We start from the raw sequence: 22,749 nt of genomic DNA, 5'->3' as shown, positions 1-22,749 counted from the left end.
ACATGAAGCCAGACTTTTCTAAAATAGATATCGCCAAAGTGTCGGACCCAAGCAAGCGCCCCAAGGCACCTGCGCCGCCCACCACCTGGCATACGCCCGAGAAGATAGCCGTCAAGAGCTATTATACCCCGACAGACACCCAGCACTTTGAGCACCTGGGCTTTGGGGCCGGTTTGCCGCCATACCTGCGTGGCCCTTACACCACCATGTATGTGCAGAAGCCCTGGACCATCCGGCAGTACGCCGGCTTCTCCACCGCCGAGGAATCCAATGCCTTCTACCGCCGCAACCTGGCGGGCGGGCAAAAGGGGCTCTCGGTGGCTTTCGATTTGGCCACGCACCGTGGCTACGACTCTGACCACCCGCGGGTGGTGGGCGACGTGGGCAAGGCAGGGGTGGCCATCGACTCGGTGGAGGACATGAAAATCCTCTTCGACCAGATTCCGCTGGATCAGATGTCGGTGTCCATGACCATGAACGGGGCCGTGCTGCCGATCATGGCTTTCTATATTGTGGCGGCCGAGGAACAGGGCGTGAAGCCGGAAGAACTGAGCGGCACGATTCAGAACGACATCCTGAAGGAGTTTATGGTGCGCAACACCTACATCTACCCGCCGGAGCCGAGCATGAAAATCATCGCGGATATCTTTGCTTATTCCTCTAAAAACATGCCGCGCTTCAACTCTATCTCCATCTCGGGCTACCACATGCAGGAGGCCGGAGCCACCGCCGATATCGAGCTGGCCTATACCCTGGCCGATGGCCTGGAGTATGTGCGCACCGGCCTGCGGGCAGGTATGGATATTGATGATTTCGCACCGCGCCTGTCGTTTTTCTGGGCCATCGGGATGAACCACTTCATGGAGATCGCCAAGATGCGCGCTGCCCGTATGCTATGGGCCAAGCTGATCCAGCAGTTCAACCCGAAAAATCCGAAGTCGCTGGCGCTGCGCACGCACTGCCAGACCTCGGGCTGGAGCCTGACCGAGCAGGACCCGTTCAACAACGTGGCCCGCACCTGCGTGGAAGCCATGGCCGCCGCCCTGGGTGGCACGCAAAGCCTCCATACCAATGCCCTAGACGAGGCCATCGCGCTGCCAACTGATTTCTCTGCCCGCATTGCCCGCAACACGCAGATTTACCTGCAGCAGGAAACCAACATCACGAAAGTGGTGGACCCCTGGGGAGGCTCTTATTATGTGGAGGCCCTCACACATGAGATTGCGCACAAAGCCTGGGAGTTGATGCAGGAGGTGGAAGAACTGGGGGGTATGGCCAAGGCCATCGAGACGGGTTTGCCGAAAATGCGCATCGAAGAAGCCGCTGCGCGCAAGCAGGCCCGCATCGACTCCGGCAAAGACGTGATTGTGGGCGTAAACAAGTATAAACCTGAGCAGATCCAGGAAATCGACATTCTGGACATTGACAACACCGCCGTACGGGAATCGCAACTGAACCGCCTGGCACGTTTAAAAGAAACGCGTGACGAAGACAGCGTGCTGAACGCCCTGCAGGCGCTGACAGATGCCGCCGAATCCGGTATGGGCAATCTGCTGGAGTTGGCCGTGGAGGCTGCCCGCCACCGCGCCACATTAGGAGAGATTTCCGATGCCTTGGAAAAGGTATACGGCAGACACAAGGCAACCATCAGAGCAATTTCAGGCGTGTATTCCGCAGAACTAACCGACGACGAAAACTTTGCGCAGGCGAAAGCCCTGGCCGATCAGTTTGAGGCACTGGAGGGGCGCAGACCGAGAATCATGGTCGCCAAAATGGGCCAGGACGGTCACGACCGCGGCTCCAAAGTAATCGCCACCTCCTTCGCCGACCTCGGCTTCGACGTGGACATCGGGCCGCTGTTTCAGACGCCCGCCGAAGTGGCCATGCAGGCCGCCGAGAACGACGTGCATGTGGTGGGGGTGTCCTCGCTGGCAGCAGGGCACAAAACGCTGGTGCCGCAATTAATAGAGGAGCTTCGCAAGCTGGGCCGCGAGGATATCCTGGTGATCGTAGGCGGCGTGATTCCGGCCCAGGACTATGACTTCCTGTACCAGGCCGGGGCCGTCGGCATTTTCGGCCCAGGCACTATCATCTCGGTGGCAGCGCAGCATATACTGGAGAAGCTGATTGACTCAGTTAAGAGTTGAGAATTAAAAATAAAGAGTGCTTGAAACAGCCGCAGTTGACCAGTTCAGCTGCGGCTGTTTACCTTCCGCCCCACTCTGGCGCGGGACTCAGTCCCGTGCCTCCATATAAAAGCGAGTCTGCGACTCGCCTTGAACAAAATTATTTTTCAGTAACAGTGCTCTCAGAAAAAAGATTTATTCAGCATTGTTTTGGAAAGCAATTTCCTTTAGCCGCGAGTCACAGACTCGCTTTTATTGGGTGGGCACGGAAGTGACTTCCGCGCCAGAGTGGGACTTCCGCGCCAGAGTGGGATGAAACCAAACCATCACAACATGCGTGCTTACAGCATGAGCGACAAGTACAAGGCCAACGCACCCAACGAAATTCACTTTATCACCATGGCAATTGTGCAGTGGGCGGATGTGTTTACAAGGCGGGAGTACTGCGAGATAGTATGCGACAGCCTTTCCTACTGCCAGAAATCGAAAGACCTGACACTTTACGCCTGGTGTATCATGACCAACCACCTGCACCTGATATGTTCTGCCCCCACGTTGCCAGCCGTTGTCAGAGACTTTAAAAAATACACCGCAAAAGAGTTGTACAAATCCATCCGGGAAAACCCGCAGGAGAGCCGAAAAGGTTGGCTGCTGTGGCTGATGAAAAGCGCCGGTGAGCTTAGCTCAAAACATGAAATATACAAACTTTGGCAGGAAGGATACCACCCTGTATTGTTATACAACAACCAGCTGATGGAACAGAAACTCGACTACCTGCACGGCAACCCCGTTAAGGCTGGCTTTGTAAGCGAACCCGAGCAATGGAATTACAGCAGCGCCATAGACTATGCCGGTGGCAAAGGCCGATTAGAGATCGCATACATCCAATAGCATCTCCTAAAGCACCATACATGGCGCGGAAGTCACTTCCGTGCCTGCCCAATAAAAGCGAGTCTGTGACTCGCACAAACCACTTACTTTTTTACCTGACTTGACCACCACAACTTCCTAAACCACAAATGGTATCAGCCTTTGCCCACCCGCTGTCCGACCTCCCACGTCCCTGCAGTTCGCTCCTAAAGGGCAGAAAAGATAAAACTAAAGGCAAGCCAGCTCAGTTTAGATTCCCATAGCCTCTACTCCATGAAACTCAAAACTATACTCCTTGCCCTTTCCGCCGCCCTCATCATCTGGTTTATATATGACTCCTTCTCGCAGCCAGGCCCGCAGGACCTGAAAGGGGATTTCACGGAAGTGGCCATGTACCGGAACGAGAACAACACCGGTCCTATCGTCCGGGTATATGCCGTAACGGTGGCGGACACGCTTTGGGAGGAAATGCAACAATACGGGGCATACATGCCGCACACCAAGTATGGCAACACCAAAGTGTATTTTTTCCTGAAGGATGCGCCTGCCCCTGGCAAAGTTTTTCCGGGTCCGGAGAGCATTGCGCCAGAGTATCGGCGGCATGCTGTGGCTATGTATGAAAAGGACGCCATGAGCCAGGTGTCCTTCCAAAAGCACCCATTCCGGTAAGCGCAGTCTGGTATACGATCAATTTAATTACCAGAATTAGCTTTTGTTTTTATAGGCATAGAAACGGCTTTTATGCCTCCTTTCTAATGCTTAATTTCTAATTTCTAAATTGGCGGAGCACTGGCCGATAGCCTCATGACGCCTCCGCAGAAGCTCATTGGCTTTTCCACGTGAAAACCCAATTTGTGGCACTGGCATGCCCCTGTTATTACCGCAGCATATACCCCTTCCAGGCTCCGGTACACGGCATCCCGACGATTTAAAGAAACAATAGCATTCCCGGTATAAATCAATTGTAACGCGCTGCCGGCACTTTTTATATTGCCAAAGGCCTCGTATTATTGCCGGTGTCACCATTTCTCCCGTAAGGTGAAAAGTCACTAAAGCTCAAGAAAATGAAGTATCGCAACACGTTCCCCCATCCTTATAAACTAATCTACCTTTTCTTGTTTTCCATCATCTACCTTTCGCAACCCTTAGCGGCGCAGAAACTGTACAAGCCCGAGCAAGACCTGGGCGAGTTGTTTGAGCAGGTGCAGCTCCAAAGCGTCTTCCCCGATTCCAAAACCTTTCCGGACTGTGTGCCCCGTGCCGCGCCCAATCAGATTGTGCAGGCATACCAACGGAAAAAAGGCCAGCCCGACTTTGACCTGAAAGCCTTTGTGCTGGCCAACTTTGAACTGCCGCCCCAGCCCGCCACGAACTTCACCTCCGACACCAGCCTGACGGCAACAGAGCATATCGAATACCTCTGGCCCGTGTTGACGCGCCAGCCCGGTGCCGACGGGGGCTCGCTGATCCCGTTGCCGGAACAGTATATTGTGCCAGGCGGCCGCTTCCGCGAGATTTATTACTGGGACAGCTACTTTACGATGCTGGGCCTGCAGGCAAGCAACGAGACGGCGCTCATCCAGCACATGGTCGATAACTTCACGAGCCTCATCAACACCACCGGCCACATCCCCAACGGGAACCGCACCTATTACCTGAGCCGCTCACAGCCGCCGTTTTATGCGCTGATGCTGCGCGTGCTGGCCCAGCAGCAGGGCAAGCAGACCCTCACAAAGTATGCTCCGGCCCTGAAGAAGGAGTATGATTTCTGGATGGAGGGGGTGAACACCCTGAGCGCGGCCAACACGACCCACCGCCGCGTGGTGCGCATGCCGGACGGCAGCATCCTGAACCGCTACTGGGATGATAACCCTGCCCCCCGGCCCGAAGCCTACAAAGAGGACGTGGCGCTGGTGCGGGAGTCGGGCCGCAACCCCGAGGAGGTATACCGCCACATCCGGGCGGCGGCAGAGTCGGGCTGGGACTTCAGCAGCCGCTGGTTCTCCGATGCCAACAGCCTGGGCACCATCCGCACCACCGACCTGATCCCGGTTGACCTGAACGCCCTGCTGTTCCATATGGAAATGACGCTGTCGCAGATGGCGGAGATGGCAGGCAACAAAGCTGAGGCAAAGACCTACAAGCGTCGGGCAAAGGATCGCCGCAAGGCCCTGCTGCAGTATACCTGGAACGAGGAAGAGGACTTTTTCTACGACTACGACTTTGTGAACGGCACCACTACCAACATTCCCACCCTTGCAGGCGTTTATCCGCTGTATTTCTGCATGGCCAAGCGAAAGCAGGCCACCGCCGTGGCCCAGAAGATAGAAGCCGATTTCCTGAAGCCCGGCGGCGTGGTGACCACCCTGAACCATACCGGCCAGCAGTGGGATGCGCCCAACGGCTGGGCTCCGCTGCAGTGGATGACCATACAGGCGCTCCGCAATTACAAGCAGGGCCGCCTGGCTGACGCCGTTGCCCGAAACTGGACCAGACGCAACATTGAGGTATACCAGAAAACAGGCAAGCTGGTGGAGAAATACAACGTGGAGGATCTGAGTCTGGAGGCAGGCGGCGGCGAGTACCCGAACCAGGACGGCTTTGGCTGGACAAACGGCGTCCTGCTGAAGCTTCTATCCCTGCATCCGGAGCTGCTTCAGTCACCCAAACCAGCAGAAGTACTCCAGAGATAGGAAAGAGTAAGAAAGAGAAGGTATAAGTTGAGAGCGGCGCGTCAGAATGCGCCGCTCTTTTTTTGTGGCAGTATGGTGCGCCAGTTCTTACCTCATGCCGTTCGTTTGCCGCACGCGGCCACACTTGGCACTACGTTTGCAAAAAGGTCGTTTAGGAAACAAAGCACACCACCATGATCAAATTTAAACACCTGACAGCCGCGACCTTTCTTTTTGCGGGTAGCTTTACAGCCTTGGCGCAAGGCGAGAAATCGAACTGGTACTTCGGCAAGGGTGCGGGCATCCTTTTTTCCGGCGACTCGGCCGTAGCAACCAGCAGCAGGCTCTTCACGGAAGAAGGCAGTGCTACCCTCTCCGACAAAAGCGGCAAGCTGCTGCTTTACACCAACGGCATTACCGTCTGGAACGGCAGCCACCGCGTGATGCCAAACGGCAACGGCCTGATGGGCGGAAAATCCTCCACACAGTCTGCCCTGATCCTGCCCAAGCCGGGGAGCGAAAGCATCTACTATATTTTCACAACCGACATCCAGGCGCAATCCAATGGCCTGCGCTATACCGTGGTGGACATGACCAAGGCCGAAGGCAACGGCGATATCGTGTCTAGGAACAACTTCCTGATCGCGCCAGCCACCGAAAAGCTGACGGCCGTGCGCCACAGCAACAACCGCGACTGGTGGGTAATTGCGCACCGCTGGAACAGCAATGGCTACATGGCATTTCTGGTGTCGGCGGAAGACGGGGTGCAGGTGCAGCCGGTGATGAGCCTGGTAGGCACGGTGCATGGCGGCGCGAACCGAAAGGCCATCGGCTATTTGAATGCTTCCCCGGACGGCACAAAACTGGCCTCCGCGCTCTGGGATGCCGACAGCAACTTCGAGGTACTGTCTTTTGACCGCAGCACGGGCAAGGTTTCCGATCCGGTGCTGCTGAAGGGGTATGAGGAAGCCTACGGTGTGGTGTTCTCGCCAGACGGCACGAAGCTGTATGGCACTGCCAATGGTGTGGGGGGCGGCAAGGCGCAGGTCATCCAGTTCGACTTGGCGGCGGGCAACGCTGACGCCATCGCTCAATCGGCAGTGGTGGTGGGCACCTCCTCCAGCCCCCGGATCGGGGCGCTACAGCTCGCTCCGGACGGCAGAATCTATGTGGCCCGCCAGGACAACAGCTACCTCGGCGTGATCAGCAGCCCCAACGCCAAAGGCACCGCCGCCACCTATACCGACGATGGCTTCCATCTGGGCAAGCACAAAAGCGACCTGGGCCTGCCGAACTTCCCGCAAGGGTTTTAAAAAGGACACAGGTAGCAGGACATAAGACACAGGATTATACAACGAAGCATTGAGACCTGGTTAGAATCGCGGCTAATTTTGGAGCAATCTGTGAAGTAATTATACCTCACGGACGGGTATTCCCGCTGGCGCGGGAATACCCGTCCGTGTCCTCATTCCGCTCGGAGACGACAAAGCCTATCCACTAGGATGGGCTTTTACTTTTTAACCGTCCCGAAAAACCCCAGTATCACGTGACAGTCAGGGCCAACCCTACAATTGGGGCAGAACGCTGGGTTTCAAAGGCGGCGCATGCTCCTTTTGCCGTCTCATTCATCAAATCTGAAGTTAGCCGCCCCGGTACCTTATCGACCTGTGGAGGGCTTCAGGAAACGGGAGAAGGATGGGCATCCCAGTGATGAACCCCGCAGGATAGTTGCCTCTGCCCACCTGCTACGCCCCTTTCTTTTCCAGAAGGAAAGTGAGATGCTTTGCGCAATAAGTTTAAATTTGTGACAGGCAACAGCCACTCCAAACCTTAACCCATACCCCCTTGGCCAAGCGACTCAGCGCAGCGACGTACGTAGCAGGTATTTTAGCCGGAGACAGAGTAATGCTAAGCCGTGCCATCACGCTGGTGGAAAGCAGACTTGCCTCCGATCAGGATCTGGCGCAGGAGGTGATCGACGCGGTGCTGCCTCACAGCGGCAATTCCCTGCGGATAGGTATAACCGGTGTGCCAGGCGTGGGCAAGAGCACGTTTATCGAGGCCTTTGGCCTATACCTGATTCGGGAGCAGCGGCAGAAACTGGCGGTGCTCGCCATCGACCCGACCAGCCAGCGCTCGGGGGGCAGCATTTTGGGCGATAAAACTCGTATGGATGCCCTGTCCACCAACCCAGATGCCTACATACGGCCTTCGCCGGCTGGCAAGTCGCTGGGCGGCGTGGCCCGGAGCACCCGCGAGTCCATTATCCTCTGCGAGGCCGCTGGCTTTGACACGATCTTTGTGGAAACCGTGGGCGTGGGCCAGTCGGAAACCGCCGTGCATGCCATGGTTGATTTTTTTCTGCTGCTGATGCTGGCCGGTGCCGGAGACGAGCTGCAGGGCATCAAGCGCGGCATCATGGAAATGTCCGACGCCATCGCCATCACCAAAGCTGACGGCACCAATGTGCAAAAAGCCAAAACCGCCCGCGCCGAGTACCGGAACGCGCTCCATTTATACCCCAGAGCCGCCTCGGGCTGGCTTCCGCAGGTCAGTACTTGCTCTGCGCTCCAGCCCTCCGGACTAGACACGATCTGGAAAACCGTAACAGAATACCTCTCCCTCACCAAAGGCAACGGCTATTTCGAGCAGAAGCGCCGCGACCAGAACCTCCAATGGCTCCACGAAGCCATCCGGCAGGGGCTGGAAGAGAATTTCTACCGACATGGGCAAGTGAAAACGCAGCTTCCCGCCATTACCTCAGAGGTGAAGGAAGGCCACAAGTCTGCCTTTGCCGCGGCAGCGGAGTTGCTGCGGTTGGTATAAATGCGATCTCTATAGGTATAAACTCATCTGTTGTATCCAACCACCCCCTGCCCCCTCCTTTTCTAAGGCGGGGAGTCTGCCATAGCGAAACCAATTGCCCGTTTTCATAGCATCGATATATTCAGGAACGCTATACTTACTTCAGCTAGATGGGTATAAGCCGAAGGAATGATTACAAACTCCTCTCTGGAGTAGAGGTACTGAATTGTATAAGGAGGGGCCGGGGGTGGTTGGAATGGGTATAAACCAAAAGCAGCTGGCCCTAAACCTAGAACCAGCTGCTTTACGGATCAATAAGTAATCTCTTTTATCGGGCCTCCTCCAGGCTGACTTTAGCCCATTTGCAGATGCCGCCGAGCGGTGGGTTGTATTTGTATACGTTCACCTTCACAGAGGCCACAAACGGAAATTTGTCATACACCTTGTCGATGATGCGGTGGCCGAGGTGCTCCAGCAGGCGGGCCGGTGTAACCATTTCGGCCAGCACCAGTTTGTAGAGCACTTCGTAGTTCACAGTCTGGTGCAGGTCGTCGCTCTCGGCGGCGCGGCGCAGGTCGGTGTCGATGTAGAGGTCGATGCCATACTTGTTGCCGATCTTCTGCTCCTCGTCGTAAAACCCATGGAAGGCGAAGAATTCCATACCCTCCAGCGCAATCTGCCCCATATCGCCTTAGCCTATCTCATCAAAAAACGATCCTGCGGACTCGCGCACGGGCACGCGGTTGGCATAGCCGTTGCGCGATGGCTCCGTCATCGGGGGCTGTATCTCGGGGGTATCGGGTGTTACGGGCTGGATTTCGGGCACAGGCTGCTCAATATCGGGGGCTGGTACGCGGCCCGGATAGTCCGGCTTCGGCTGCTCAATTTCAGGGGCTGGCACGTTGGGCACCATCGGCTCGGCGGGGCTGGGCACCTCGGGCTGCGGCTGCGTTACGTCGGGCGCCGGGTCGCCGAGCGGGTGATAGCTGTTTGGGCTGTGCACTGTGGCCACGGGCGCGTTGGTGGCCGTGGTCTCTGGTAACTGGTAAGTTTCGTTCGTTGTCTTCATATCTTTCAGGTTTTGCAGCAGCTCGGCGGTTTCTACTTTTACACCGGCGGCTCTTGAAAGAATACTATGTGAGTTCGTTTTAGGTTTTGCATTTGTCTTCTCGGCGCGTTCCAGCGCCTCGTTGGCCAGGTTCTTCAGGTCGCGCACCATGGTCTCAAGGTAGCCCTCCATGCGCTGGTAATCCTGCTCCAGCGCCTTCACCTCCTGCTGCATCTCGGCAATCAGTTTTTCCGACTGCTTGGTGGCTTCTTCCAGCACCTGGCGTGCCTGCACACTGGCCTTGTTCAGCAGTTCGTTGGCCTGCAGCTCCGCCTCGCGTGCCTTCAGTTCCGCCGATTTGGTGGCCTGCTCCACAATGCTGCTGCCGGTGTCTTCGGCCGTCTTTAAAGTTTTATAGAGCGATGATTCCACCTCGCGCAGTTTCTGTGTTTCGCGGTGCGAGGCATCCAGTTTCAGGCGCAGGTCTTTGTTCTCATCCAGCAGCTTTTCCCACTGTTGCGAGAGCGTCATCAAAAAGGCGTTTACCTCATCCTTATCCAACCCCCTGAAAGCCTTCTCAAACGTTTTTTGTCTGATCTCTAATGGTGTAATTTTCATAACTCAAGCTGTTTTATATCCCAAACCGAAATGGTGCGATCGTCACTACACGAAACTAACTGATTCTGATGAGCCGACCAAAATAATTTGTTCACGGAGGTGCCGTGGCTGGCGTTGCGCACCTTGTCGATCACCTTCAGCAGCTTAAAGGTTTGCGCGTCCCATATCTTGATCGACTTGTCCATGCTGCAGGTGGCGAAAAAGCGGCTGTCGGGGCTGTAAGTGATATGGTTGATGGTATACATGTGCGCGATGGTATAACCGCGCTCCTTATACCCCAGCTCCACCTCCCATACCCGCAGGTGCGCGTCGCGGCTGCCCGAGAGCAACAGCTTGCCGTCTGGGGAGTAAGTTACCGTGAACACCGAGTTGGTATGGGCGGCCAGCTCGTGCTTCAGCGCAAGGTTCGTGGCGTCATACACCCGGATCAGGTTGTCGCTATACCCTACGGCAAGCTCCTGGGTCTGCGGGTTGTAGGCCAGGCTGCGGGCGCTTTGGTCTGATTTCCGGAGGATGGTCTGCAGCTCAAACGTCTCGCCGCTCAGCACGCACACGGCCCCGTTGCCCATGGCCACAAACACCTTCTGCAGGTCAGCCAGGTATAAAATATCGAAAATAGCCGCCTTTGGCAGCGGCACCGATTTCAGGATCGACTTGTCTTGCAGGCTGATCACCTGCAGTCCTTCCTGGTTCTGCCCGATGAGCAGCAGGTTACGCTCCGGCACGTAGCGCAGCGCGTACACCGAGGTGTTCACTTTGGCCACCAACTCCCCGTTATCCGGGTTATTCATGTCCCAGGCCACCACCATGCCATCGCCGGCGGCCGAGAAAACCACGTTCTCCTCCCCCGACTGCTCCAGGGTATACACACAGTCGCGGTGACCGGTGAGGGTGGCTAATTTCTGTATCTGTAGGTTACTGGCCATGTTGCCGTATCTCTTCTAAATCTATAATTTTAGTTAAATTTACGAAAATACAGCGAAGCCATGCCGCTTGTTCCCATAAATCGCCTTGTTCCCCGCCTATGCCTCTCCTGCTTACCCAACAGATAACGCCGCATACCTGGCTTGGCATATGGCAACTCCAGGAAAATGAGGCGGATTTATACGCTGCCCTGCCCTCTTATGCCGATGTGAGCGCCGTGGCCGGCAAGGTGCACCCGCGGCGGCGGCAGGAGTGGCTGGCCAGCCGGGTGCTGGTTTATACCCTGCTGCGTCACTTCACGGAAGCGCCGCTGGCGCTGGCCCGCAACCCAGACGGCAAGCCCTATTTCCCGGGTCAGCCGCTGCAGGTCTCCATCACGCACTCGCCACAGCTCGCCGCCGTCATCCTATCAGACCGGCATGAGGTTGGCATAGATATTGAACTAATCACCCCGAAAGCCTTGCGGGTAAGCGACCGGTTTCTGGCGGAAACGGAAAAGCAATTCACGGCTGCAGATGAAACGACCACTTGCCTGTACTGGAGCGCTAAAGAAACACTCTACAAATTACACAGCCAGAAGCGGCTGGTTTTAAAAGAAAACCTGCTGATTTGCCCCTCCTCAGAACCAAATGTGCTGACGGGGCGTGTGCAAACCGAAAATATTTCTAAATTGTATCGGATTCAGCACGAAATTATACAGGGCCACGTACTTACCTACTGCATCGACAGCCTTTAAACAGACAATTAACCTTATCCCTATGAAATATCTTGCCTCTTTTGCCACAGCCTTTTTACTCTCAGCAGGCGCTTTTGCACAGTCTGGCGGCTATCAGCTAGGCGATAAAGTGGCTAACTTCTCTTTGAAAGGCAGCAACCAGCAGACCACTTCGCTCAGCGATTTTGCAAGTGCCAAGACTGTGGTGCTCGTCTTTACCAACAACCAGTGCCCGTACGCAAAATTGTACGAAAACCGTTTGGTTACCCTCGCCAGCGCCTATGCCAGCCAGGGCGTGCAGTTTGTTTTCGTGAACCCCGGGGTGGGCGATGGCAGCGAAACGCTGCAAGACATGGCCTCAAAAAAATACACGTTCCCATACCTTGCCGACGAGGGCCAGAGCCTGAGTAAGCAGTTTGGGGCCACCAAGACACCGGAGGCCTTTGTGCTGCACAACACTGGCGGCGAATTTGTGCTGAAGTACAAAGGAGCCATTGATGACAATGCGCAGGTAGAGAGCGGCGTGCAGAACTATTACCTCAAAAACACGATCGACGCGATGCTGGCTAACAAAACAGTGTCGGCTGGCGACAAGCGCGCGACGGGCTGTCTGATCAAGAAATATTAAATTCATACCCTAATTTAGTTGCAGAGGTATAAAAAGGAGAAGGCAGCCCACTCGGGCTGCCTTCTCCTTTTTATACCTCATGGTCTATACCCCCTCTGCCGACGTCTCTTTATACCGGTTTTATACCGTGCCTTCGTCGGTGATCGCTGTCAGGAGCTTGGTTACCTCGGTGGCCTTCTCCAGGTCGTCCATCTTCTCGAACGAGAAGGCCAGGTTGCGGAGCGCGCGCTTCACCACGTCGATGTTGGCGCATGGCTCATAGAATATGTCGATCGGGTTGAGGTTGAGCTGCAGGATATAGTTGTCGATGTCTGTTTTGGAAAGGATCAGCCCCTTGTTATAGACGTTGATGTAAAACTGCACCCCGTCCAGCTTGTAGGTCAGGATAAACAGGTTGGGCAGATTCACGCCATACACCGGCAAGCCGAGGCGCTGGGCCAGGGTCATGTAGATCACGCACAGTGTCAGCGGGTTGCCACGCTTCGACTCCAGCACCAGGTGTAGCATCGAGTTGGCCGGGGAATGGAAGTTCTTGGTGTTCGCCGAAAAGCGCTTCTCCCGGAACAGCACGTTGTTCAAGGCCTTCACCTGGTCGTAGGGGTGCATCTCCTCCTTCATATGCGTCCAGGCATCGAAGTACAGCTGATCCATCGTCTTGTTGATCGCGCCAAACTCCACGTCCGGGTACATGTATGAATTTACCAGCCACATACCCTCCAGCAGGTTTTCAGCGCCGCTGTCTTTCCAGGCTTTGAGCTTTTCCATCAGGCCGTCGAACTGCAGGCTGTGTATCAGGTCCTCTATCTTCTTCTGCAGCTCCGAGTCCAGGGTCTCTTCCCATTCCTCCTCCAGAAAGGGTATAATCCCCTCACCCAACGACACAATCCGTTGCTCTACATGGCGCGCCACCTCGTTGTCGTTATCCTCCAGCAACGAGATGAGCGCCTTAATTTCGTTTTTCGTCACAGTATTTTATTCATTAGAAATTCAAAATTAGAAATTAGCAAGGCTAAATCACCCTGATCAGTTTTAGGGCAGGTTTAAAATTCATCTTTTGGGCTGCAAAACGCCATCAAATAACCTGGTTTCGCTTCTAAAAACGAAATGTCAACATGCTTTTAAAGTAACTGCCATTCCTAATTTCTAATTCATAATTTTTTAATTTATTACGCTCAGGTCTGGATTACGCCTACGTTATAGGGCTTTTCGATGGGGGCGTGGTTGGCAGCCTCAATGCCCATCGAGATCACCTTGCGCGTTTCCAGCGGGTCGATGATGCCGTCTACCCACAGGCGTGCGGCCGCGTAGTACGGCGACAGTTCCTCGTTATACTTATCGGTGATGCGCTTAAGCAGCTCGGCCTCCGCCTCCGGGGTTATCTCCTCGCCCTTGGCTTTGAGCGACGATACCTGGATCTGCAGCAGCGTGTTGGCCGCCGCGGCCCCGCTCATCACGGCCAGTTGCGCCGTTGGCCAGGCATAGATCAGGCGCGGGTCGTAGGCCTTGCCGCACATGGCGTAGTTGCCAGCCCCGTAGCTGTTGCCGATCAGGATGGTAAACTTCGGCACCACCGAGTTGGCCATGGCGCTCACCATCTTGGCGCCGTCTTTTATAATGCCGCCGTGCTCCGACTTACTGCCCACCATAAAGCCGGACACGTCCTGGAGAAAAACCAGCGGAATCTTCTTCTGGTTGCAGTTCATGATAAAGCGGGCGGCCTTGTCGGCAGAGTCGGAGTAAATCACGCCGCCCATCTGCATCTCGCCTTTTTTGCTCTTCACGATCTTGCGCTGGTTGGCCACGATGCCCACCGACCATCCGTCGATGCGGGCAAGGCCGCAGATCAGTGTCTGGCCATACCCCTCTTTGTAAGGCTCAAACTCCGAGTTATCCACCAGCCGCAGGATGATGTCCATCATATCGTAGGGCTTCACGCGGTCGGAGGGCAGTTGGCCATACAGCTCCTGCTCGTCCAGTTTAGGGGCAACTGGTGCGGCGCGGTTAAAACCGGCCCTCGGGTTGTCGCCCATCTTGTCGAAGATGTTGCGGATATGGTCCAGCGCCTCCTGGTCGTCTTTGCACTTGTAGTCGGTCACGCCGGAAATCTCGGAGTGTGTGGTGGCCCCGCCCAGCGTCTCGTTGTCGATGGTTTCGCCGATGGCGGATTTAACGAGGTATGAGCCCGCCAAAAACACGGAACCGGTGCCTTCCACGATCAGCGCCTCGTCGCTCATGATCGGCAGGTAGGCCCCGCCGGCCACGCAGCTGCCCATAATGGCGGCAATCTGGACGATGCCCATCGAGCTCATGACGGCATTGTTCCGGAACATGCGCCCAAAATGCTCTTTGTCCGGGAAAATCTCGTTTTGCATCGGCAGGAACACCCCGGCACTGTCCACGAGGTATACAATCGGCAGTTTGTTCTCGATGGAGATTTCCTGTGCCCGGAGGTTCTTCTTGGCCGTGATCGGGAACCAGGCGCCTGCTTTCACGGTGGCATCGTTGGCTACCACCACACACTGGCGACCTTTGATGTAGCCGATACCGGTCACCACGCCGCCGCTCGGGCAACCGCCCACCTCTTCATACATGCCCTCGCCGGCAAAAGCACCGACCTCCAGGAACGCGCTGTTCTCGTCGAGCAGGTAGGCGATGCGCTCGCGGGCCGTCATCTTGCCTTTGGCGTGCTCCTTCTGGATGCGTTTCTCCCCTCCTCCCTGGTGTACCTTTTTCAGTTTTTCCTGCAGCCGGAAGGTCAGCTGCTTCAGGCCATCTTCGTTTTTGTTGAATTCAATATCCATGAGTAGTTAATTTGAGGACATAGGACAGACAGTAAATGAAAAATCCGCCCCTAGAAGCGGATTTTGCAAATATACGATTTTAACCTGTATGCCTTTGGGTTACTTGAGTGAGTCTTTCCTCACTGGCTGCATGGAAGCGCCGCTGGCTTGGGGCACTGGCACATACACGGTGTCTGGCACGGTCCTGAACTCGGCGGGATGCGCTTCCTGCATCTCCTTTACCTCCTCCAACGACACCACGCGGCCTGTCTCATCCACTTTATACTTGTCCTTTCGGCCCAGGAACGAGAACTGCACGTAGCGTTTCGGGTAAGCCTGTATATCGCGGAGCAGCGAGTTTAGGGCGGCGGTGGAGCCGTTCAGGTTTTCGTACAGCGTCTCGTCGTTCATCAGCCTGCCGATGGAGCCCTGGTTCGAGTTAAGCTTAATTGCGGCGGCCTCCAGTTCTTTTACAGCCCCGTTCGCGTTGCGCACCAGCTGGTTTATCTCTACCTGCTTCAGGGTGTCGGTTATGTCTGCCATGTTCATAGAGAGCCTGTTGATGTTGCGCTCGGTCTTGCGCAGCGAGCCTGTCAGGGCACTTATATTGGCCGTAATCTGGTTGATATTTTCCTGGTTGGCCATTAAAATAGTATTGAGCGCGTCGGTGGTAGCCTTGGTGTTTGCCAGGATGTCCTTTATGTTTCCCTTGGCTTCACTGTCCAGCATGCGATTCATACGGGCCAGCGTGGTGTCCACTTTCTCGATCACGGGCACGGTTTTAGTCGAGATCAGTTCGGTGATGCTGCTTTCCTTAAAGCCGATGAGCCTTTCGCCGCCGTCATATTTCTTGCTGCTGTTGCCCAGGTAAAGCACCACAGCCTTGCTGCCCAGAAAACCGGAGTTGGCGAGGGAAGCGATGGTAGAGTCCCCGACCAGGATGTCCTCCTGCACGTCCAGGCGCACCAGAATCTTGTTTCCCTCTTCAGGCTTCAACGTCATTTGCTGCACCGACCCTACCTGTATGCCATTCAGTAAAACCGGGTTAGATAGGGCCAGCCCGTCTACATCGCTATACATCACATAGTAGGTCCGGGTGTCGGAGAAAAGGCTGGAGCCTTTGAGGAACATAAAGCCGAAATACAGCAGGCCGATGGCCACTATACCCAGCAGGGCAACTTTGATCTCTTTAGATATCTTCACGTAAGGGGAGCTTATTGTACTTTAGTTCATAACCTCCAATTCTTTTTTGTATTCCTTGAAGGCACGGTATATACCTGATGCCATATACGTTTGCCCTGCCTTATCGTTAAGAAATTTCTCTTCTGTGGGGTTCGTGAGAAACCCGCACTCGATCAGCACGCTTGGCATATAGGATTTCCAAAGAACCAGAAAGGGAGCCTGCTTCACGCCGCGGCTTTTGCGGCCCACCTTAGAGCGAAACTCGCTCTCCACTTTGTCGGCGAAGCGCAGGCTGTTGTCGATGTAGGCGCTTTGGTGCAGCGTGAACAAAATGTGGCTCTGGGGGGAGTTCGGGTCGAACCCGTTGTAGTTTTCCTTATAATTGTCTTCCTGCAGCACCACGGCGTTCTCGCGCTTGGCCACCAGCAGGTTGCCCTCCGACTTCTGGATACCCATGGTATAGGTCTCGGTGCCATAGGCCGTGGGGGGGCCGGCGTTGAGGTGGATGGAGATGAAGAGATCCGCGTTGTTTTTGTTGGCGATGCCGGCACGGTCGATGAGCTCCACGAAGTTGTCGGTCTTGCGGGTATACACCACCTTCACATCCGGCAGGTTCTGCTCGATCAGCTTGCCCACCTGCAGCGCGAGGCGCAGGGCAACGTCGGCCTCATGCGAGTATTTGCCGTTACAGCCCACATCCTTCCCCCCGTGGCCCGCGTCTATCACCACGGTGCGCACTTTGTAATCTCTCCTAAATTCCAGTTTACTGGAGGAGCACAGCAGTAAAACGACAGCCAGAAACGAAACAACAACAATATTCTTCACAACTTTCGTTAGTTAAAAGTTAAACAATAACTTTGTACAAAAATAAGGAAACTTTTAGGGAACTCTGACGATTTGCGCCACTTTTTAATTTTTTTACTGCTCCTGCCACTTGTCATTTTAGCCCCGTTTGCGGCGAAAGGACAGGGCACGCGGCAATTATCTGCAGCGCGGCAAGACACAGCCACAACCCTGGCTACACAGGACTCGGTGGCCCTGGCAGCCCCGAGCGGCGACATTGAGGCCACTATCAAATACTCGGCCAAAGACTCTATCCTGTTTGAGGTGGAGCGCCAGATCGTGCATTTATACGGTGATGCCAAGATCAATTATGGCACCATGTCGTTGGAGGCGGCCTATATAGAAATAAACTACGAAACCAATCTGCTGACCGCCTCCACCCTCGCCGACTCCACCGGGAAAGCCCAGGGCGTGCCCGTGTTTGCCGATGGCGGCGAGACCTACGCGGCAAAAAACATCGCCTACAATTACAAAACCCGCCGGGGGCGCATCTCGGAAGTGGTGACGCAGCAGGGAGAAGGCTACATTCATGCCGAAGTGGTGAAGCGAAACGACAACAACGAGTTTTACGGCCTCCACTCCCGCTATACCACCTGCAACCTGGAGCACCCGCACTTTTACATCGGCGCCGAGAAGTTCAAGGTGATCCCGAACAGCAAGGTGATGTCGGGCCCCTTCAACCTCGTGATCGGGGACATTCCCACCCCGCTGGGCTTCCTGTTCGGGCTCTTCCCTGCATCCAAAACGCAGAAAAGGTCGTCGGGCATACAGGTACCGAGTTTCGGGGAGAACACGCGCGGCTTTTACCTGCAGGATGCCGGCTACTACTTTGCCTGGAACGACTATGTGGGCACGCTGATACAGGGCGATATCTACTCACTAGGGGGGTATAACATCGACACCCGCACAGACTACGTGAAGCGCTACAGCTACCGCGGCTCGCTCAGCCTGACGTACGACAACTTCAAGAACGATGAGGCAGACGTTGAGCGGGCCAAGTCTACGTCGGAGAGCATTTACGACGCGCTTCCCCCGTCGCAGCGCACCGTCTGGATCAGGTGGTCGCACTCGCCGGTGCAGAAGCCGGGCCGGGGCCGTTTTTCGGCCAGCGTGAACGCGGGCAGCCAGTTGCACCAGCGCCTCAACTATACCAGCTCCGCCAACTACCTGTCGCCGTCGTTTAACTCCAGCGTCTCTTATCAGAAAACCATCCCGAACTCGCCCTTCAGCTATACCGTGAGTGCCCGGCAGTCGCAGAACACCACCACGGGCGCCATGGACTTCGTGCTCCCCGACCTGAGTATGAGTATGAGCACCGTCAGCCTGTATGAGCTGTTCAGCAACGCCCCCGCCACCGGCAAGTGGTATGAGAACTTTACCGTCGGCTACAGCCTGCGTGCCCGCAACGAGGTGAACAACCGCATCACGGGCCGTCGGCTCAGCGGCGTGAGCGGCATCATCGGCGAAACGGTCGCCGACACCACCCTGCCGGTGAACGCGACGAACCTGCAGGAAATCTGGGAGAACGGAAAGCAGCAGGCCGACCACAACCTCAGCATTGGCCTGGGTAACTACAAGATCTTCCGCTACTTCAACTTCTCTCCCTCAGTAAGCTACAGCGAGACCTGGCTGGACGAGAAATACAGCTACCGCTTCGACCCCGACTCACAGAAAGTGGATGTGGACACGACTGGCTTTGGCAGGGTATACCAGTATGCCGCCGGGGCCTCGCTCAGCACCACCATCTACGGCACAGCCTACATCAAGGGCAAGCGCGTGGAGGCCATCCGCCACCTGATCAGGCCCAGCATCAGCTATAACTACCGCCCTGACTTTGGCGATGCCCGCTTTGGCTTTTACCAGACGCTGATTACGGGAGTGAACGAAAGCACGAACCAGCCACGCGTACAGACGCTCTCCCGCTTCCGCACCGGGGCACCGGGCTCCTCGCTCAGCAGCTCCATGGGCTTCTCCATCGACAATAACCTGGAGATGAAGGTCCGCTCCAAGAGCGACTCTACGGAAAACAAGTTCGAGAAAGTGAGCCTGATCGACAACCTGCGGCTTAGCTCCAGCTACGACTTCGCGGCCGACTCCTTCAAGCTGGCCCCTATCCGCCTGACCATGAACACGCGCCTGTTTAAGCTAATGGACGTGACCTTCAGCTCTACGTTTGACCCCTATGATCTGGAGTATAACGACGCGGGCGTGGGCAGAAGGACAGACGCTTATTACTTCGACCCGCAGCAGTTCCGGCTGGCCAGGCTCACCAACGCCAACCTGAACCTGCGGGCCAACCTGAACCCGAAAGCCAGCAAAACCGATACCCCGTCGCCTACCAACCTGCCGGCGCTGCAGCAGGACATGGACCCGCTGCTGCCGGAGTACATCGACTTTAAGATTCCGTGGACGCTGGCCGTGGACTTCACCTTATACTACTCCAAAGCCACGTCCCTGACCCAGGACGACAGAGTTGATAAGACGATGGGTATAAACGGCACCCTGGCCCTGACGGAGAAATGGCAGATATCCTACAACGGCACCTACGACATCACGAACCAGAACATCTCTTACGCCACCGTCAACATCCACCGCGACCTGCACTGCTGGGACATGAGCATCAGCTGGATTCCGTTTGGCACACAGCGGGGCTACAACATGACCATCAATGCCCGCTCGGCGCTGCTCCAAGACCTGAAACTGACTAAGCGCAGGTCGAGATGGACCAGATAAACAAAAACAGCCACAGCCCATGTGGCTGTTTTTGTTTGCGGATTTTATAGCTTTACATATCCAAACCGATACAACTATGTCTGTTCATAAAAGCGACGTAAAGAAAATAACCACGCACCAGCTGCAGAACATGAAGGAGCGCGGCGAGAAGATTTCCATGCTCACGGCGTATGATTTCTCGATGGCCACCATCCTGGACGCAGCAGGCACGGACGTGCTGCTGGTCGGCGACTCTGCCTCTAACGTGATGGCGGGCCACGAAACCACCCTGCCCATCACTCTCGACCAGATGATCTACCACGCCAGCTCGGTGGTGCGGGGCGTCAGCAGGGCCTTCGTGGTGGTGGACATGCCCTTTGGCTCCTACCAGGGCAACTCCTCCGAGGCGCTTCGCTCTGCCATCCGCATCATGAAGGAGTCTGGGGCGCATGGCATCAAACTGGAGGGCGGCGCTGAGATAAAAGACTCCGTGACCCGCATCCTGAGCGCCGGCGTACCGGTGATGGGCCACCTGGGCCTCACGCCACAATCCATATATAAATTCGGAACTTATACCGTGCGCGCCAAGGAAGACACAGAGGCACAAAAGCTGATAGAGGATGCGCAGCTGCTTCAGGACCTGGGCTGTTTTGCCATTGTACTGGAGAAAATCCCGTCGGAGTTGGCCAGGCGCGTGGCCGAGGCGCTCACCATACCCATCATCGGCATCGGGGCTGGCCCGCACGTGGACGGGCAGGTGCTGGTGGTGCACGACATGCTGGGCATCAACAAGGAGTTCAAGCCCCGCTTCCTGCGCCGCTACGCCGACCTGCACGCCGTGATGACCGACGCCGTGACCAACTACATCAAAGACGTGAAAAGCCTCGACTTCCCGAGCGAGAAAGAAGCTTATTAATTACGAATTACGAGTTCCGAATTACGAATGGGGGTATGGGTATAGAATTATCCAACTGCATTATTGTTCGCCATCCTCTGAGGGGTAGGTTTAGGTATACCTAAAGCCTTTAAAAATTCGCCTCCCTTTATTCTAACTCGGAATTTGAAATTCGTAATTCGTAATTATCAATTCGTAATTAAAAATGCTAGAGGTACTGTATGAGGACAACCATGTGCTGGCGGTAAACAAGCCCGCAGGGTTGCTGGTGCATGGCGACGAAACAGGCGACGTGACCTTGGCTGACCTCGCCAAAGAATACATCAGGGAGAAGTATAACAAGCCGGGCAACGTGTTTGTGGGCGTGGTGCACCGCCTCGACCGGCCTGTGAGTGGCGTGGTGTTGCTGGCGAAAACCTCAAAAGCCCTCGCACGCCTGAATGAGCTTTTCCGAAGCAAAAAAACGCAGAAGACCTACTGGGCCGTGGTAGCAAACAGGCCAGCGCAGGAAAAAGGCACGCTCGTGCACTGGCTGATCAAGGACGGCTCCAAAAACATGACGAAGGCCTACGCCAAAGAGAATAGAAGCGGACTGCGCTCTGAGCTGCATTACAAGCTGTTGCAAGAGCAGCAGGGCAAGTATTTGCTGGAGGTAAACCCCATCACGGGTAGGTCGCACCAGATACGGGTGCAGCTGGCCTCCATGCGCTGCCCCATCCTCGGCGACCTGAAGTATGGCGCTTCGCAGCCCCTGCCCGACAAGAGCATTGCCCTGCACGCGCGCCAGTTGCAGTTCGAGCACCCCACCCTGAAGACCAACATTACCGTGAGTGCCCTGCCGCCGCAAAATGCCACCTGGTCGCCCTTCCGTTAGCCGGAATTTCCACGCTAAAAAGATGATTTTAATCATTTTCTGAACTTTTACGCCGTCTTCTCTATTTAACTTTAAATTCGTGTTGTAAATTTGCGGGAACGCATGGCACGGTTATGGCAACCAGCCGGACAACAGACTCAACTCATACCCATCATTCCTTAAGTTAATGGCCATACTTGTATTCTTTGTGGTGCACTGGTACCTGTCGCTTTTCGTGCAGACCTTTTACCTGCACCGTTATGCCGCCCACAAAATGTTCACCATGAACCCTTTCTGGGAGAAGGCATTCTACCTGCTGACATACATGGCGCAGGGCTCTTCGTTCCTGTCGCCGCGTGCCTATGCCATTTTGCACCGCATGCACCACGCCTTCTCCGACACCGAGAAGGATCCGCACTCGCCGCATTACTCCAACAATGCGTTCACGATGATGTGGAAGACAAAGGAGATCTACAACAACGTGCTGCATAAGCGTGTTGACCCGGAGCGCCGATTCGATGGCGATTACCCGGTATGGCCTGCGCTGGAGAAAGTAGGTGACTCCTACTATTCCAGGATAGGCTGGGGCGTGTTCTACGTGGTGTTCTACATTGCCTTCGCTACGCAGTGGTGGATGTTCCTGCTGTTGCCGATCCACTTCCTGATGGGCCCGGTACACGGCGCGATCGTGAACTGGAGCGGCCACAAGTATGGCTACCAGAACTTCGACAACAACGACAAGTCACGCAACTCGCTTTTCTTCGACTTCCTGACGGGCGGCGAGCTGTTCCAGAACAACCACCACAAACTGCCTAACCGCGTGAACTTCGGAGTGAAGTGGTGGGAGGTAGACCCAACCTGGCCGGTGATCTGGACGCTGGACAAACTAAGCATCATTAAACTGAAGCCAGTGAAAGTGAAGGCGAAAACAGCGCCCCGGACAAGAGCCGCCGCCTAACATCATATATGATTTTATATACAGAAAGCCCTCCCGCAACGGAGGGCTTTCTTATTTTCCGATAGCCGTTGTGAATATAGAATATACCTTTATATTTATACCTAACCTAAATCTCCCTGA

The 22,749-nt window shown here is 55.4% G+C and carries 19 protein-coding genes; 12 read left to right on the top strand and 7 right to left on the bottom strand.

Annotated features, from left to right (window positions below):
* Positions 1–2 precede the first annotated feature (2 nt).
* From scpA to meaB, 6 genes are all read left to right on the top strand, one after another.
* The gene (gene scpA, locus MKJ04_RS10065; RefSeq protein ID WP_241641505.1) at positions 3–2,147 is read left to right on the top strand and encodes a methylmalonyl-CoA mutase; all 2,145 of its coding nucleotides are present in this window, start codon (positions 3–5) and stop codon (positions 2,145–2,147) included.
* 312 nt (positions 2,148–2,459) lie between these two features.
* The gene (locus MKJ04_RS10060) at positions 2,460–3,017 is read left to right on the top strand and encodes an REP-associated tyrosine transposase (protein ID WP_241641504.1); all 558 of its coding nucleotides are present in this window, start codon (positions 2,460–2,462) and stop codon (positions 3,015–3,017) included.
* Positions 3,018–3,269: 252 nt separating this feature from the next.
* The gene (locus MKJ04_RS10055; protein WP_241641503.1) at positions 3,270–3,665 is read left to right on the top strand and encodes a hypothetical protein; all 396 of its coding nucleotides are present in this window, start codon (positions 3,270–3,272) and stop codon (positions 3,663–3,665) included.
* 395 nt (positions 3,666–4,060) lie between these two features.
* Positions 4,061–5,689 (top strand): alpha,alpha-trehalase TreF, encoded by a 1,629-nt coding sequence (gene treF / locus MKJ04_RS10050; protein ID WP_241641502.1) that lies wholly within the window; start codon positions 4,061–4,063, stop codon positions 5,687–5,689.
* A 173-nt stretch (positions 5,690–5,862) separates the two neighbouring features.
* A complete protein-coding gene (locus tag MKJ04_RS10045) occupies positions 5,863–6,981 on the top strand; it encodes a hypothetical protein (RefSeq protein WP_241641501.1) in 1,119 nt (372 codons plus the stop codon).
* A 532-nt stretch (positions 6,982–7,513) separates the two neighbouring features.
* Positions 7,514–8,494, top strand: a complete 981-nt coding sequence (meaB, locus tag MKJ04_RS10040; protein WP_241641500.1) for a methylmalonyl Co-A mutase-associated GTPase MeaB — start codon at positions 7,514–7,516, stop codon at positions 8,492–8,494.
* A gap of 307 nt (positions 8,495–8,801) precedes the next feature.
* On the opposite strand, the gene folB is transcribed toward meaB, so the two are convergent.
* Genes folB through MKJ04_RS10025 form a run of 3 tightly spaced genes read right to left on the bottom strand, consistent with a single transcriptional unit; the run spans position 8,802 to position 11,065 of the window.
* On the bottom strand, positions 8,802–9,158 hold the full coding sequence (folB, locus tag MKJ04_RS10035; RefSeq protein WP_241641499.1) for a dihydroneopterin aldolase: 357 nt from the start codon (positions 9,156–9,158) through the stop codon (positions 8,802–8,804).
* A 6-nt stretch (positions 9,159–9,164) separates the two neighbouring features.
* Complete coding sequence (locus MKJ04_RS10030; protein WP_241641498.1) at positions 9,165–10,139, bottom strand: DivIVA domain-containing protein; 975 nt, start codon at positions 10,137–10,139, stop codon at positions 9,165–9,167.
* On the bottom strand, positions 10,136–11,065 hold the full coding sequence (locus tag MKJ04_RS10025) for a WD40 repeat domain-containing protein (RefSeq protein WP_241641497.1): 930 nt from the start codon (positions 11,063–11,065) through the stop codon (positions 10,136–10,138). Before MKJ04_RS10025 ends, MKJ04_RS10030 begins: the two co-directional genes overlap by 4 nt.
* A gap of 98 nt (positions 11,066–11,163) precedes the next feature.
* Between MKJ04_RS10025 and MKJ04_RS10020 the strand changes: the two genes are divergently transcribed.
* Both MKJ04_RS10020 and MKJ04_RS10015 read left to right on the top strand, forming a co-directional pair.
* A complete protein-coding gene (locus tag MKJ04_RS10020; protein ID WP_241641496.1) occupies positions 11,164–11,799 on the top strand; it encodes a 4'-phosphopantetheinyl transferase family protein in 636 nt (211 codons plus the stop codon).
* Positions 11,800–11,821: 22 nt separating this feature from the next.
* Positions 11,822–12,406 carry a thioredoxin family protein gene (locus tag MKJ04_RS10015; RefSeq protein ID WP_241641495.1) on the top strand — a complete coding sequence of 195 codons (585 nt, stop codon included), beginning with the start codon at positions 11,822–11,824 and terminating at the stop codon, positions 12,404–12,406.
* 120 nt (positions 12,407–12,526) lie between these two features.
* Here the strand turns inward: MKJ04_RS10015 and MKJ04_RS10010 are convergent, their stop codons facing one another.
* The 4 genes from MKJ04_RS10010 to MKJ04_RS09995 form a co-directional block, all read right to left on the bottom strand.
* The gene (locus tag MKJ04_RS10010; protein ID WP_241641494.1) at positions 12,527–13,372 is read right to left on the bottom strand and encodes a transglutaminase-like domain-containing protein; all 846 of its coding nucleotides are present in this window, start codon (positions 13,370–13,372) and stop codon (positions 12,527–12,529) included.
* Between the two features lie 206 nt (positions 13,373–13,578).
* Complete coding sequence (locus tag MKJ04_RS10005) at positions 13,579–15,207, bottom strand: acyl-CoA carboxylase subunit beta (protein ID WP_241641493.1); 1,629 nt, start codon at positions 15,205–15,207, stop codon at positions 13,579–13,581.
* Between the two features lie 99 nt (positions 15,208–15,306).
* Positions 15,307–16,389 (bottom strand): MlaD family protein, encoded by a 1,083-nt coding sequence (locus MKJ04_RS10000; RefSeq protein WP_241641492.1) that lies wholly within the window; start codon positions 16,387–16,389, stop codon positions 15,307–15,309.
* Positions 16,390–16,410: 21 nt separating this feature from the next.
* Positions 16,411–17,193 (bottom strand): N-acetylmuramoyl-L-alanine amidase, encoded by a 783-nt coding sequence (locus MKJ04_RS09995; RefSeq protein WP_241641491.1) that lies wholly within the window; start codon positions 17,191–17,193, stop codon positions 16,411–16,413.
* Positions 17,194–17,265: 72 nt separating this feature from the next.
* On the opposite strand from MKJ04_RS09995, the gene MKJ04_RS09990 reads away from it, so the two are divergent.
* From MKJ04_RS09990 to MKJ04_RS09975, 4 genes are all read left to right on the top strand, one after another.
* Positions 17,266–19,944, top strand: a complete 2,679-nt coding sequence (locus MKJ04_RS09990) for a putative LPS assembly protein LptD (RefSeq protein WP_241641490.1) — start codon at positions 17,266–17,268, stop codon at positions 19,942–19,944.
* A gap of 76 nt (positions 19,945–20,020) precedes the next feature.
* Positions 20,021–20,839, top strand: a complete 819-nt coding sequence (gene panB / locus MKJ04_RS09985; protein WP_241641489.1) for a 3-methyl-2-oxobutanoate hydroxymethyltransferase — start codon at positions 20,021–20,023, stop codon at positions 20,837–20,839.
* Between the two features lie 184 nt (positions 20,840–21,023).
* Positions 21,024–21,692: an RluA family pseudouridine synthase gene (locus MKJ04_RS09980; RefSeq protein WP_241641488.1), complete on the top strand. Its 669-nt coding sequence runs from the start codon at positions 21,024–21,026 to the stop codon at positions 21,690–21,692.
* A gap of 166 nt (positions 21,693–21,858) precedes the next feature.
* Positions 21,859–22,629 carry an acyl-CoA desaturase gene (locus MKJ04_RS09975; protein WP_241641487.1) on the top strand — a complete coding sequence of 257 codons (771 nt, stop codon included), beginning with the start codon at positions 21,859–21,861 and terminating at the stop codon, positions 22,627–22,629.
* The last annotated feature ends 120 nt before the right edge of the window (positions 22,630–22,749 follow it).

Source organism: Pontibacter sp. E15-1, assembly GCF_022601975.1.
GTDB lineage: Bacteria > Bacteroidota > Bacteroidia > Cytophagales > Hymenobacteraceae > Pontibacter.
The sequence above is the reverse complement of the archived record's forward strand: the minus strand, read 5'-3'. Positions and strand labels throughout refer to the sequence as shown.

Excerpts from the sequence above, each read along its gene's own strand:
- scpA (WP_241641505.1), top strand. The coding sequence starts at position 3 with ATGAAGCCAGACTTTTCTAAAATAGATATCGCCAAAGTGTCGGACCCA.
- MKJ04_RS10060 (WP_241641504.1), top strand. The coding sequence starts at position 2,460 with ATGCGTGCTTACAGCATGAGCGACAAGTACAAGGCCAACGCACCCAAC.
- MKJ04_RS10055 (WP_241641503.1), top strand. The coding sequence starts at position 3,270 with ATGAAACTCAAAACTATACTCCTTGCCCTTTCCGCCGCCCTCATCATC.
- treF (WP_241641502.1), top strand. The coding sequence starts at position 4,061 with ATGAAGTATCGCAACACGTTCCCCCATCCTTATAAACTAATCTACCTT.
- MKJ04_RS10045 (WP_241641501.1), top strand. The coding sequence starts at position 5,863 with ATGATCAAATTTAAACACCTGACAGCCGCGACCTTTCTTTTTGCGGGT.
- folB (WP_241641499.1), bottom strand. The coding sequence starts at position 9,158 with ATGGGGCAGATTGCGCTGGAGGGTATGGAATTCTTCGCCTTCCATGGG.
- MKJ04_RS10030 (WP_241641498.1), bottom strand. The coding sequence starts at position 10,139 with ATGAAAATTACACCATTAGAGATCAGACAAAAAACGTTTGAGAAGGCT.
- MKJ04_RS10025 (WP_241641497.1), bottom strand. The coding sequence starts at position 11,065 with ATGGCCAGTAACCTACAGATACAGAAATTAGCCACCCTCACCGGTCAC.
- MKJ04_RS10020 (WP_241641496.1), top strand. The coding sequence starts at position 11,164 with ATGCCTCTCCTGCTTACCCAACAGATAACGCCGCATACCTGGCTTGGC.
- MKJ04_RS10015 (WP_241641495.1), top strand. The coding sequence starts at position 11,822 with ATGAAATATCTTGCCTCTTTTGCCACAGCCTTTTTACTCTCAGCAGGC.
- MKJ04_RS10005 (WP_241641493.1), bottom strand. The coding sequence starts at position 15,207 with ATGGATATTGAATTCAACAAAAACGAAGATGGCCTGAAGCAGCTGACC.
- panB (WP_241641489.1), top strand. The coding sequence starts at position 20,021 with ATGTCTGTTCATAAAAGCGACGTAAAGAAAATAACCACGCACCAGCTG.
- MKJ04_RS09980 (WP_241641488.1), top strand. The coding sequence starts at position 21,024 with ATGCTAGAGGTACTGTATGAGGACAACCATGTGCTGGCGGTAAACAAG.
- MKJ04_RS09975 (WP_241641487.1), top strand. The coding sequence starts at position 21,859 with ATGGCCATACTTGTATTCTTTGTGGTGCACTGGTACCTGTCGCTTTTC.